The organism is Mediterraneibacter agrestimuris (assembly GCF_943193195.1).
Lineage (GTDB): Bacteria > Bacillota > Clostridia > Lachnospirales > Lachnospiraceae > Schaedlerella > Schaedlerella agrestimuris.
The window spans coordinates 34,223-48,248 of record NZ_CALPDG010000029.1; the positions used below are offsets into that span (position 1 = coordinate 34,223).

11 protein-coding genes are annotated in these 14,026 nt (G+C 35.9%); all 11 read left to right on the plus strand.

Going from position 1 to position 14,026, the window contains the following annotated elements:
- Window positions 1-8: 8 nt before the first annotated feature.
- Genes NFS18_RS13215 through NFS18_RS13265 form a run of 11 tightly spaced genes read left to right on the plus strand, consistent with a single transcriptional unit; the run spans window position 9 to window position 13,867 of the window.
- A complete protein-coding gene (locus NFS18_RS13215) occupies window positions 9-1,082 on the plus strand; it encodes a glycosyltransferase family 2 protein (protein ID WP_251390885.1) in 1,074 nt (357 codons plus the stop codon).
- A gap of 24 nt (window positions 1,083-1,106) precedes the next feature.
- The gene (locus NFS18_RS13220; protein WP_251390887.1) at window positions 1,107-2,654 is read left to right on the plus strand and encodes a flippase; all 1,548 of its coding nucleotides are present in this window, start codon (window positions 1,107-1,109) and stop codon (window positions 2,652-2,654) included.
- Between the two features lie 24 nt (window positions 2,655-2,678).
- Window positions 2,679-4,091, plus strand: a complete 1,413-nt coding sequence (locus NFS18_RS13225) for a sugar transferase (RefSeq protein ID WP_251390889.1) — start codon at window positions 2,679-2,681, stop codon at window positions 4,089-4,091.
- Window positions 4,092-4,110: 19 nt separating this feature from the next.
- Window positions 4,111-5,283: a beta 1-4 rhamnosyltransferase Cps2T gene (gene cps2T / locus NFS18_RS13230; protein ID WP_251390891.1), complete on the plus strand. Its 1,173-nt coding sequence runs from the start codon at window positions 4,111-4,113 to the stop codon at window positions 5,281-5,283.
- Window positions 5,280-6,308 carry a glycosyltransferase family 2 protein gene (locus NFS18_RS13235; RefSeq protein WP_251390893.1) on the plus strand — a complete coding sequence of 343 codons (1,029 nt, stop codon included), beginning with the start codon at window positions 5,280-5,282 and terminating at the stop codon, window positions 6,306-6,308. The genes cps2T and NFS18_RS13235 overlap by 4 nt, the downstream gene beginning before the upstream one ends.
- A 24-nt stretch (window positions 6,309-6,332) precedes the next feature.
- Window positions 6,333-7,295: a glycosyltransferase family 2 protein gene (locus NFS18_RS13240; RefSeq protein ID WP_251390895.1), complete on the plus strand. Its 963-nt coding sequence runs from the start codon at window positions 6,333-6,335 to the stop codon at window positions 7,293-7,295.
- Window positions 7,296-7,300: 5 nt separating this feature from the next.
- Window positions 7,301-8,476, plus strand: coding sequence for a glycosyltransferase (locus NFS18_RS13245; RefSeq protein ID WP_251390897.1), 1,176 nt, complete (start codon window positions 7,301-7,303; stop codon window positions 8,474-8,476).
- Between the two features lie 10 nt (window positions 8,477-8,486).
- A complete protein-coding gene (locus NFS18_RS13250) occupies window positions 8,487-9,554 on the plus strand; it encodes a hypothetical protein (protein WP_251390899.1) in 1,068 nt (355 codons plus the stop codon).
- A 4-nt stretch (window positions 9,555-9,558) separates the two neighbouring features.
- On the plus strand, window positions 9,559-10,806 hold the full coding sequence (locus NFS18_RS13255; protein ID WP_251390901.1) for a hypothetical protein: 1,248 nt from the start codon (window positions 9,559-9,561) through the stop codon (window positions 10,804-10,806).
- A complete protein-coding gene (locus tag NFS18_RS13260; RefSeq protein ID WP_251390904.1) occupies window positions 10,803-12,110 on the plus strand; it encodes a hypothetical protein in 1,308 nt (435 codons plus the stop codon). Before NFS18_RS13255 ends, NFS18_RS13260 begins: the two co-directional genes overlap by 4 nt.
- Window positions 12,110-13,867, plus strand: a complete 1,758-nt coding sequence (locus tag NFS18_RS13265; RefSeq protein WP_251390906.1) for a hypothetical protein — start codon at window positions 12,110-12,112, stop codon at window positions 13,865-13,867. Before NFS18_RS13260 ends, NFS18_RS13265 begins: the two co-directional genes overlap by 1 nt.
- Window positions 13,868-14,026: the final 159 nt, after the last annotated feature.

Sequence of the window (14,026 nt, forward strand, 5' to 3'; positions counted from 1 at the left end):
AGAATGACATGGAAAAAATATTATCGGTAGTGATTCCATCCTACAATGTAGAAAAATTTCTTCGGCAGACATTGGAATCATTCGTGGAAGAAAGCATTTTGGACAAAATAGAGGTATTAATTGTCAATGATGGCTCCAAAGATGGAACGGAGATGATCGGTAAAGAATATGAAAATAAATATCCGCAGACTTTCCGCGTAATCTCAAAAGAGAACGGAGGGCATGGCTCTACGATTAATCGGGGAATCAAGGAGTGCACAGGAAGATATTTCAAGGTTGTAGACGGAGATGACTGGGTTAATACTGCAGACTTCAAAAGTCTCGTAGAGAAGCTGGAGAATTGTGAGGCAGATTATGTGATCTCGAATTATTATGAAGTTGACGATCAGAGCGGAGCAAAAACACCTGTAGAATATAAGAGACTGCTGAAAAATTCAAAGGAAGATGAGTGGCATGGAACATTTGAAGACATTGTAGGAAAAGTCATTCCATCCATGCATGCGCTCGTACTGAAAACAAGCATTTTGAAAGAACATCAGATCCGGCTGGACGAGCATTGCTTTTATGTTGATGTGGAGTATATCTTATATCCTCTTCCGTTTGTTAAGACAGCGGCATATTATGACCTGCATGTGTATATGTACCGTCTGGGACAGGTTACCCAGAGTGTGAGCATGGCAGGATTCCGTAAGCATATAGAAAATCATATTACGGTTTCGCTTAACCTGACGAAGTTTGCGGAAGCATACCGACAGCGGGCAGCAGGGAAAAATCAGAAAAAGGTTGATTATATCGGGAAACGTGTGGCGCAGATGATCGGTGATCAGGTGACGATTTTTATGAGTTATCCGGCGGGGGATAAATCTGTACGGCAGCAGTTTATAAAATATGACAGAAGAATCAGAAACAGCAGTGAATGGATGTATGAATTATCTGGAAAAGAAAGCGGTATTCTCCGTTTGCTGCGAAAAACATGTTTTTATGTGATTTGCTATATGCTCATTATACGAATGGGGCAGAAGAAGAATCACATGGAAGATGTGATTGAAAAAGTACACCCTTTCAGACATCCCGTAACTTAAATGCTCCACATGGGCGTGCTGCGTATGATAAGGTATGATTTACAGAAAGTGAAGATAAGAATGGGAATATCAAATTTGAATAACGAACAGAAGAAGGTAAAGATACGATCTGTCAAGTTTAATGCGATTATGAATACGATACTGACCTTATCCAGCTTTATATTTCCGCTGATTACATTTCCATATGTATCAAGAATCCTACAGCCGGAGGGAACAGGAGCAGTCAGCTTTGCAAATTCTATTGTAACGTATTTTACGATGATAGCATCGCTGGGGGTGCCGACATATGGAATCCGGGCATGTTCAAAGGTGAGGGACAATAAGGAAGAACTATCCAGGACTGTCCAGGAAATTTTAATAATAAATCTGGTTCTGACAGTATTGGTGTATATTGCTTACTTCTGGGCTGTGCTGAATATAGATAAGATGCATGATGAAGTTGTGCTTTATCGCATTATGAGTTTGACAATCATTCTTAATGTGATCGGAGTGGATTGGCTATATAGAGGATTAGAACAATATTCATATATTACGATACGTTCAATCGCATTCAAAATTTTGGCATTGATACTTATGTTTCTTTTCGTACATGAAAAGTCAGATTATGTTGTGTATGGTGCAATTACAATTGTTGCAGGTACAGGGTCAAATATTTTTAATCTTATTAATTTGAGGAAGCATATATATTTATATCCTGTAAAATATTACAATTTAAAAAAACATCTGAAACCAATTCTTGTTTTTTTTGCGATGTCGGTTGCAACAACGATTTATACAAATCTTGATAATGTAATGTTAGGATTTATGACGAATCAGACAGAAGTTGGATATTATGATGCAGCAGTGAAAATAAAAAATATTCTGGTTACAATAGTAACCAGTCTGGGGCCTGTATTGCTTCCAAGGGCAACATATTATATCGAACATGGTCAGATGGATGAATTTAAACGATTGATTAAGAAAGCATATCATTTTGTATGGATTCTTGGTGTTCCGGTTATGCTGTATTTTATGATTATGGCAAGAGAGTCCATTTTCTTAATATCAGGAAAGGCATATGGTGGTTCTATTATTCCGATGCAGATTATTATGCCGACGGTATTATTGATTGGCTTGTCCAATGTATTGGGAATACAAATACTTCTTCCACTGGGAAAGGAGCACTTGGTGTTTATCTCAGAAGTGGCGGGCGCCGTTGTAGATTTAATAATCAATGCGGCTCTGATTCCAAAATGGGGAGCATCGGGGGCAGCTTTAGGAACGTTGGCAGCAGAAATGGTTGTATTGATAGTACAGATATGGGCGTTACGTAATCAAGGGTTTGGATTATTTAAGAGTGTACAGGTATGGAAGATACTGACTGCAGCTGGACTTTCTACATTGTTGTGTGTATATGGAAAATATTTGTGCGGCGGTATATTGCCAATAGACGGAATTGTGTCATGGTTTCTGACTTTGACGGCTACAGCGGTTTTATTCTTTTTATGTTATGCAATGGTTTTGGCTGCTGCAAAAGAAAATTTGTTTATTGAAGTTGTGCAAAGTGTGTGGAACAAAATTCGGGGAAGATAAAAAGAGGATAACAGGAGGCTCGCTATGTACAAACAAGAAAAAGGAGTATGGGAAAAACATATTGATTTTATTTTAATGGATATTATTTGTATGCATACAATGTATATCTTTGCATATGTTATTCGCCATGGATGGAATATCAGTTATTTTCTTGAACAGTACTTGGGATTGGAAGTTATTCTGTTTTTGACACAGATATGTGTTGGTTTTTTTATGAATAATTATCGAGATATTTTAAGAAGAGGGTATTTTGAAGAGTTTAAGAAGACAACCTTTTATGTAAGTATCAATTTTATGATGGTATTTGTTATTCTTTTTATGAATCAAAGTTCCAGTGAATTTTCGAGAATTACATTGATGTGGTCATGGGGGCTGGGGATTTTTTCACTGTATGTTGAAAGAGTAGTCTGGAAAGAAGTAATACGAAAAAGGATGAGGGATCATGAGCAGTTAAGCCATATGATTTTGGTTACGAGGAAAGATCATGCAGAAGAAGTGATCCATACAATGCAAAAAAAAGAATATTCTGGGTATGAAATCAGTGGTATATTGATTGAAGGGGAACTGCCGGATTCAAAAGTAATTTTGAACATACCTGTTTTGGGGAGCACCGAAGCTGCAGATGATATTTTGAAAAAGGTAGTAGTAGACGAAGTGTTTTTAGATATTCCAATTTATGAGAAGAGGACGAAAAAGATTCAAAAGTATTGCCGTGAGATGGGAATTACGACACATCTGAATCTGGGACCAATAGATGAGCAAAACGGAAATATGATTGTAGATAATTATGCAGAGCATATGGTTTTGACATCAAGTATTCGTTTTGCGGATTCTAGACAACTGTTTTTTAAGAGAATTATGGATGTAGCAGGCGGGGTAGCAGGACTTTGTATAACGGTATTGATAATGATTATATTCGGGCCGATTATTTACATACAGAGTCCGGGACCGATTTTCTTTTCTCAAGAGCGGATCGGACGTAATGGAAGAAGATTCAAAATATATAAATTCCGTTCTATGTATCCGGATGCGGAAGAGCGAAAGAAGGAATTGATGGCGCAAAACAAAATGCAAGGCTTGATGTTTAAAATGGACAATGATCCAAGAATTATTCCGATTGGCCGTTTTATGCGGAAAACATCTTTGGATGAGTTCCCCCAGTTTTGGAATGTGCTAAAAGGGGATATGAGTCTGGTAGGAACACGTCCTCCGACAGTCGATGAATATGAGCAGTATGAAATGCATCATAAAGCACGGCTTGCTGTGAAGCCGGGATTGACCGGGATGTGGCAGGCTAGTGGAAGAAGTAACATTGTGGATTTTGAAGAAGTAGTGCGTCTTGATACAAAATATATTTCAGAATGGAATATTGGTTTGGATATTAAAATATTACTACAGACAATAAAGACTGTATTGAAAAGAGAAGGGTCTGTTTGACAGGGGGATGAAAGATAATATGAGTAGACAACATGTTTTTATTATTGGCTCAAAAGGGATTCCGGGAGCATATGGAGGATATGAAACATTTGTAGATAAACTTACAGAATATCATCAAAATTTAGAAGATATACAATATCATGTTGCATGTAAGGATAAAGAAAATGGTGAGTTTCGTTATCATAACGCACATTGCTTTAAAATCAAAGTTCCCGATATTGGTCCTGCGCAGGCAATTTACTATGATGTTGCTGCTTTGAAATATTGTTGTAAATATATTAAAGAACATAAAATTTCAGAGCCGGTTATTTATATTTTAGCTTGTAGAATCGGGCCGTTTATGGCACATTTTGAAAAAAAAGTGCATCGTCTTGGCGGAAAAATATATATAAATCCGGATGGTCATGAGTGGATGAGGGCAAAATGGGCACCGCCGGTAAGAAAATATTGGAAAATATCAGAGAGGCTCATGACAAAACATGCAGATTTGTTAATATGTGATAGTAAAAATATAGAGAAATACATTCAGCGGGAATATAAAAAATATCACCCCAAAACGACATTTATTGCATATGGAGCGGAAACAAGGAAAAGTATGCTTAAAAATGATGATCAGCAGCTCAATGAATGGTATCAAAATAAAGGCTTAAAACCTAAACAGTATTATCTGGTTGTTGGACGTTTTGTACCAGAAAATAATTATGAAACGATGATTCGTGAGTTCATGAGAAGTAAAACTGATAAGAAATTTGCATTGATTACGAATGTAAGTGAGAAATTTCTGACAGAATTGGAAGAAAAAACAGGATTTCGTGCAGACGAGAGAATTTGTTTTGTGGGTACAGTTTATGATTCAGAATTATTAATGAAAATTCGTGAAAACGCATATGGATATTTTCATGGACATGAAGTCGGCGGAACGAATCCGAGTTTGTTAGAAGCATTAGGATCCACAGAATTGAATTTGTTATTAAATGTAGGGTTCAACCGTGAAGTTGCTGAAGACGGGGCAATGTATTGGAGCAAAAAGGAAGGAAATCTTTCCACTTTGATTGACAAGTCGGATAAGATGCAGACAGAAGAGATCAATGCTTTAAGCACAAAGGCAAAGGCAAGAATTAAAGAGTTTTATAGTTGGGAATATATTTCAAATGAATATCAAAAAGTATTTTTAGGGAAAGGGCAGTTATGAAACCAATATTTAGTATCATTGTTCCGATTTATAAAGTGGAAGAATACCTTCCTCAATGTCTGGATAGTATTCTCAGACAAAAATATAAAGATTTTGAAGTGCTGCTGATTGATGACGGATCTCCGGATAAATGTCCTGCCATATGTGATGAATATGCAGAAAAAGATAAAAGAATCAGAGTTTTGCATAAGCAGAACGAAGGGGCGGTCAAAGCCAGAGAAGAGGGCTTGAAAATGGCACAAGGGGAGTATGTGGGGTATGCTGACGGGGATGACTGGGTGGAAGACGATTGGCTGTTAAAAGTATCAGAAGTGGTGAAAGCGCACCAGCCGGATGTCATCACATACAATACATATTTGGATTACCCAAAGCAAGTTGAAAAAGTAGAGTTGCTTGTTACAGACGGTTTTTATGATAAAAAAGCGATGGAGAGAGATATTTATCCGATTATGCTGTATGATAAAAATGTGAATTTTTATAAGTTTGGTATTTATCCGCCTGTTTGGAACAAAATTGTCAAGAAAGAGATTCTTGTAAAAAATCAATGCACAGATTATCGGATTACAATGGGGGATGACGCTGCCTGTGTATATGCCAGCCTGTTAGATGCAAAGACTCTATTTGTCATGAAGGAGTATTTTTATCATTACAGACAGAATCCAGCGTCTATGACAAATGCATATGATGAAAATCGGTTTGAGAAATACCAGATTTTACTCACATATATGGATAAAGTATTGAAATCTTCTCAATACAATATGGAGGAGCAGCTTAAATATCATAAAGCATTTCGGATTAAACATGCGATTTTGAATGAATCAAAAGCGCAGGGGAGTTTGAGAAAGAGAGCTGCTCAATTAAAACAAAAATTAAGACAATATGGTTTTGAAGATGCTTTTGATACAATCAGGGTAGAACACATAGATTGGAAATCCGGGATATTTGTTTTTTTGATGCGCCATCGTTTGTATTATGGACTGATTGTAATGTGTGATGTATTTAATATGTTACAGAAAAGGAAATAAATACCGGAATAGGAGACGATAGACGTGGAATTAGTTACAATTATCATACCGGCATATAATGCGGAAAAAACAATTGAAAAGTGTTTAGGATGTGTATTGTGTCAGACTTATTCAAATTTGGAAGTTTTGGTTATTAATGATGGGTCCACAGACCGGACAATGCAAATATGTGCTGAATATGAGCAAAAGGACTCAAGAGTAAAAATATTTGAGCAAGAAAACAGAGGTGTTTCAGCAGCGAGAAACAAGGGGATTGCGTATGCTGTGGGAAAGTATCTCAGTTTTTTGGATGCAGATGATTATATAGAGGATACATTTATTGAAAAAATGTGTCAGGTCTATATGGAAAACCCTTCGAATGATTTGGTGGTCTGTGGATATGATGAAGTACATGGAAGCGAACATGTGATTCCAGAATTGTCTGGAAAAAGTGAGATGGAGCAAATAGATTTCTTAAGAGAAATTTTTGAACCGTACGGTATCAAAGGCTTTCTGTTTAATAAATTATTTAAAACAGATACGATTAAGAACAATGGAATTATGTTGGATGAAACAATCCATATATGTGAAGATCTTCTTTTTTGTTTCCAATACGGAAAATATGTCAGACATGTTAATTTTATAAGAGAACCATTGTATCATTATGTTATGGCAGAAGGAAGTGCGACCAGAAGTGAATATAATGACAGGCGGTTTAGCTCTGTATATGCATTTGAGAAAATGCAGCAGACATCCAAAATATTTCAAGATGATGAATTGTACAGAAATATAAACAGACATTATATTGTCATCTGTATACAGTTGTTTAAGCGTTTATTGAAAAAGAATAAAAACTTTTCAGGGAAAGAGATGAGAAAAATCCTTACAGTAATCAGGACAACAGAAGCAGATTTTTTAAAATCAAATTGGTGGTTGAAATTGAAACTGGCATATATTCCAATTAAGGCGGTTAGTATGATTCTGGTAAAATACGAGAGTGTGGAGTGAGAGAGATGAAAAAGGTTCTTATTTTAACAAGAGCTTTTGACGGCGGCGGTACGGAAACTGCGATGTTGTCGCTTGTACAAGCATTAATAAAAGAAGAATATCAAGTGAAAATCATGTGTATTCGGAAAGCCGGGGTACTTCTTGAAAAGTTTCCGAAAGAAATATGTATAGAAGAAATTCCATTTCAAAATGAGTTTTACCGTTTTGTAGTAAATGGGAAAAGAGTTCCCACAAGCAGTATAAAAATAGCGGTGTTCAAATTGTTAAAAAAAATATATATGAAAAGATATCCGGAAAACGGTGATAAAAATATGTTATATCACAAAATATTAAAATATACAGATTGCATTACGGAGGAATTTGATCTGGCTCTTGATTTCTATGGATATGGAGGATTTGCTACGGCATATCTGGCAGAGAAAATAGCCGCTAAAAGAAAGGCAGTGTGGATCCATGATGAAAATATACACTGGATAGGCAAGATAAGTGAATATTTTCTACATTTTCAGCGAATATATTGTGTATCAAATGCTGTAAAATCTGCATTTGTTTCACAGTGTCCAAGATATGCAGAAAAGGCAGAGACTTTTTATAATCTGACAGATATAGAGCGTATCCGGGAGCGGGGGAGAGAGCCTTTGAGTGATTCTGTGTATGTGGGGAAATTTAAAATACTTACGGTAGGCAGACTGGTAGATCAAAAGGGATATGATTATGCAATTGAGGCGGCAAGAATACTAAGGGAACGGCAATTTGAGTTTACATGGTTTGTAATCGGCGATGGAGAAGATAAAAACCAATTGAAGCGGATGGTGGATGCGTATAATTTAAAATCTAGTTTTATATTTCTTGGAAGAAAGGAAAATCCCCTTCCATATATGAAGAACTGTGACCTTTATGTGCAGCCCTCTCGTTCGGAAGGATATTCAACTACAGTATTAGAGGCAAAAGCGCTGCAATGTATCATTCTAGTATCAGATATTCCAAGCAATAGAGAGTTGATTAAAGATGGTGAGAACGGCTTTTTGTGTAAATTAAATGCTGAATCTATAGCGGATAGAATTTGTGAAATCAAACGCAATTCAGAGCTTATAAAGAGCGTACAAAAAAATTTAAGTTTAGAAGAAATGGATTTTTCATCAGAAGTAAAAAAATTGGAACAGTTATTGAAAGCTGAGTGAGGAAATAGAAGTGGGTAAGAAAATTTTACATCTGGATAGTGACCATGCATATCACGCAGGTTCAAAAGCCATGGCAGATTGTGAGCAGGCGCTTATAGCACAAGGATATGAGCTTTTGCATTTAAAAAGATATTCCGGGGACACTCTGTTAGGAAAACTGAAAAATGAATGGAATTATAAAACGTTATACAGTCTTGGAGAAAAAGATATACTTGTTATGCAGCATCCGTATTATATTGGGACTAGATATATGCAGCATTTGAAAATGGCAAAAAAAATAAAAAAATTTAAAATTATAGTTATTATTCACGATTTGGAGTCATTGAGGGGGCTTATGCCGGAATTTCGTGCTATGTTTTGGAAATTAGATGATATCATGTTAAAGATTGCAGATGTGATTATCGCACATAATTTTCAGATGATACAATATTTAATAAAAAAAAGAAATGTTGAAGAAAACAAATTAATCAATTTAGAGGTGTTCGACTATCTTGTGTCAGCGGAGAAATTAAGTGATAAAAAACAAACTCATGGGAAAATAACATCGGAAACAGACATTGCTTTAGCGGGAAATTTTTCACCAGAAAAATCGGGATATGTATATGAACTGCTAGAGCAGGTTAGAAACATATCATTTAACATTTATGGCATTAACTTTCCGGAGGACAAGCTGCATACAGATACGATTCGGTATAAAGGGGCATATCCGCCGGATGAGCTTCCGGGGATTATTGAGGGACGTTTCGGTCTTGTGTGGGATGGAGATTCAATTACAACATGCGCGGGAAATACCGGAAATTATATGAAATATAATAACCCGCATAAAGTATCCCTATATATTGCCGCCGGTATGCCAATACTGATCTGGAAGGAAGCAGCGCTGGCGCATTATGTGACAAGCAAAGGGATAGGAATAGAGATTGACAATCTGAATCATCTTGAGTCGATTATAAAAAGTGTTACTCAAGAAGCTTATGAGAAAATGAAGAAAAATATTTGTGAACTATCAGAAAGGATAAAATCAGGGAGGCAAATACAAGAAGCTGCCAAAAAAGGTGAGAGCTTGCTGAGAGGATGAAAGAATGAATAAGTATAAAAGGATAAATATAACAAAGAGTCAGGCAGAGAATATTCTGGAAATAATATATTTATTTGTGTTTGCAGTTTTTGTAGGATATTTCTTTTTAAGAACAACTACGTTTATCTATGAATTGCCAGAGTATTTTTATTATAACGTCAGAACCATTCTGCTGGCTTTATTAATGGCCAGAATCAGTTTAAGTGAAAGGTATGATTTAAAAGAAACTTTTTTTCTGATTGCTTTGGTAATTACATTCTTATTTGCATGGAGAAGAAATGAGTATGAAGAATTGTTAAATTTACTGATTCTAATGGTAGGAGCAAAAGGGATATCTTTTCGGCGGATATTAAAAGTATACCTGTTTACTACCGGAGGCCTGCTATTATATACAATACTCGCATCTTTGACCGGAATTACAGAAAATCTGGTTTATTATCAGGAGGGACGCCGTACAAGACAGTCTTTTGGAATTATTTATCCAACGGATTTTTCAGCACATGTATTTTATAGTGTTATATCCTGGTTATATTTACGTTCCAGAAAAATCACATATTTAGAAATAGGTGCGGTTGTGGGGATTGCGGGATTCGTATACTGGTTCTGTGATGCACGCCTTAATACAATTACACTATTGTTAGCAGCAGCAGTATTTTTGATTTATAAATTGACTTTGAAGAAACAAAAACAAGAGTCTGTTCTAAAAGAATTGATTACTACTCTGTTTGCAATTTCTACAACATTATGCGCAATCGTTATGATCGGACTTACGATATTATATAACCCTGAAAACAAAGTCATGGTTTTTTTGGATCACGTTCTAAATAACAGGCTATGGCTTGGGAAGAAGGGCATTGATGTTTTTGGATTTTCTGTATGGGGAAGATATATTCAGTTATATGGCATGGGAGGTTCCACAAATGAGCCTAAATACTATTTCTTCATGGATTGTTCGTATCTTTTTATAATTCTACAATACGGCTTGATTATAATGGGTGTATTTTTATGTATCTGGCTTTTTATTGGAGTCCGTGCAAAAAATGAAGATGATATCCCTATGCTTTTGGTGATAGGTATTATAGCGGTACAGTGTATGGTAGAACATCATATGACTGATATTGCATATAATCCGTTCTTGCTGGCTGCGCTTTCATATACCGGAATAGCAGCAAAACATTCTGGGAACATCAGTTATAAAATAGGTATGCTGACGAAAAAGATACAAGGGAAAAGGACAGGTGTAATCGGGTGAGAAAAAAAAGTAGATATACTACAGTTATTGGGATTGTTCTGATATTATTTTTGATTGGGACAACGGCTTTCTATCAAAAGTATATATATTATAAAATGATTGATCCGAAGATTGTGACGGAGGAGCTTTCCAGAGAGTATACAATAGAGAAAGTTATGAATCCAGAAAATATGGCGCTTTATATGGCAGAGGCTTTGAAAAAAAATGATTTAGATATGGGGCTTAGAGGCTTCCCTATTGATGAGATGGGATTATATGTAAATGTTACAGAAATGCTTGAGCCAACGGATGTGTTTTCGTATACTACAGTGCTGGCTCCTTCAGGAACATATACAGATTATTTCCCACTTACTTCAGCAGAATTAACAAGTGCTTTTGCAAAAGAATTCGAGACAGTAGAAAAACAGACTGCTGATTTAGGCGAATTAAGCGTGGAACGGATTGATTTTGCAAAGCCGCAAGAACAATTGGAATCAAAGGCGCAGCTTGAATTTCAAGAATTGTGCGGAAAATGGCAGGCATCTGCAGTGACGGAAATGAGCGTACTTTTGAAAAATGGTTCTCAGAGATATCTGATGGGATTTAGTTTGCTTTCCTATGATGGATATTGGCGGGTGTGCTCTTTGACTTCAGAATTATGTGGAACTACAGAAGATAAGGCAATTCGCGAAATAACGTTAGAAGAATATGAAAATCTGACTGACAAAAAAGCAGCGGCTGATGTAGAAAAGTTACTTGAGGAGAGTATTAATGAGACAGTTAGAAAAGAAAAGAAGGAAATAAAAAAAGAGGAAAAAGAACTGATTTGTTCAGGAGAGGCACTTCTTCCGGCAAATTATTATGTTGTAAATCCCACATATGGAAAGAGTCCGGAGGATCTGATCGGAGAGTTCACAAAACACATACAAAAAAGAGATTTGCAAATGGTGTTATGCTATGGGAGGATGGATGATGATAGAGAAAAGCTGCATACATCAAGTGATATATTAGCTAATCAAAGCGATTTTGCAGCTCAGGTGAAAAACTTTTATTTTAATCTTCTTAGGGGAGCGGATGGAGCGGAGGGAAAAACGCTGAACGAGTTAGGTGAATCAGCGGGCACTGTTGTTGCAAAGCTAAATCCGGATAATATGTTTTTTATACAGTTATGGGGGGTAGAACAGGATTCGGAGAATGAGAATATATATATTGCATCGTATGAATATGCACAAGAAAATTACAAGGTGAAATTTGCATTAAAAAAATCGATAAAGGGATGGCAGATTGAAGAAATCTTACAAGTCAAGAAGAATAAGGAGAAGTGATGGGGGATTTAAATAGATGCAGCCAAGTGAATAAAATAATAAATCAAGGGAAAAAGGACCACGGTGTCTTATTTGCAGGCGGTGTCTTGATTATGTTGTTATCCTTATATAATATCAAAAATACAACACAAATGTCGGTGTTAAATGATGAATTTGGATATTGGGCAAACGCGGCGTATTTCTATGGATATGACTGGTCCGGGGTGTCTTTTATGTCGCCTTATTATTCATGGGGGTACAGTATACTGTTGATGCCATTGTTTTTGACTAAAAATCCGATTATAAGATATCAGTCAGCTCTTGTGATAAATGCGGTGCTATATCTTGGGAGCTATCTGATATCCTACGCCTGCATAAGAAGGATATACCCATCCTTAAAGCAATACATATCCATATTTATTTGTATTGCAGCAGCATTATATTCAAATAACCTTTTGCAGGCAAACCTTGCATGGGGAGAAGGGCTGCTATATTTACTTTTTTGGGCGATATTTTATGTATTGCTTCTTATAAAAGAGAAGCCGCTGAAAAGATATTTCATCCTTTTGGCATTTTTATCAGGATATATGTATGCTGTACACCAGCGGTCTGTAGGTGTAGTGATATCAGTGTGTTTGGTTTTGCTGATTTTAAAATGGAAGCATAAAATCACTTTGAAAGAATTGGCTTATTTCTTTCTCACATTGCTCATGGGATTGTTATGTCATACTATGATAAAATCCGGTATTCAGGAAGCACTTTGGAACGCTCCAGATGCAATGCGAGTAGGGGTTAATGAATATTCAGGTCAGATGTATAAATTAAAAGTAATTTTTTCTGATGGTGAAATGTTTATGTTTGCAGTAAAAGGTTTTTGTGCAAAGGTTTTTTATCTGTGTGCGTCTACCTGTATGTTATTTGTCTGGGGAGTAATTGTATTTAGTAAAGAAATATTGATTACATTTCGAAGAAGAATGCAAATTTCAGCAGAGTCACTATTTTGCATACTGTCTGTTTTGACAACGCTGGGAATTAATACAATATTTAATGTTCGGACATATAGAATTGATGCGATCCTTTACGGACGGTATACAGAATTTGTGATAGGTCCATTCTTATTGATGGGGATTTCAAGTCTTTTTAGGAATAAGAAACTATCTAAAAAGACAATTGGTTTTTCAGTAGGAGTTTTCCTTTTGTTAGGAATGTTTATCAAAGGATATATCCATCAGGGAAGTGATTATCTTGCTACAATGAGTGTGGGAACGAGTTTATTTTATAATAAAGAGTTAGATGAGTTTGCAGTACGATATGCCTTTGGAATACCAGTTCTTTTGGGAATCATATTTATATTGTTGAGCAGAGCAAAAAAGAAATATGTAAGCTGTCTTGGAGTGATTCCTATCGTTATATTTTGGAGTGTATCTTCTAATAATGTGTTGAAAAACACAGTGAATATATGGCAGGAAGGAGTATCGGAACTATGCAATATATCCTCTGTGATAGAAGCAAATGATAAAGATATCCCGGTTTATTTTGTATATAATCCGGATATGGAAGGGGTAAACTGGAGTGTAGAACGGATACAATATCAGTTGGAAGATAGAGAAATTCAACATATCACATATGAGGAGGCTAATCAATTAGAGGAAGATTGCTTTATCATTCATCTTCTGGAGTATGGATTTGATATGAACAAATATAAGGTTGCAGCAACCGGAGATTATTATTATTTGTTTGTGCCTATTGAATTTGATTATAAGGGATTGGAAGAATAGTTTGTATATAGAGTAAATTGGCAACTGAGAAAACACTAAAAAATACAGGGTGGGGGTAAAATAAATAAATAGTGGAAATGTATGTAGAATTATGATATAATATGTTGGGATTAGGCGAAAAGAAATAAAAAAGTATAAGAATCCTTAAGTTGGCAACTT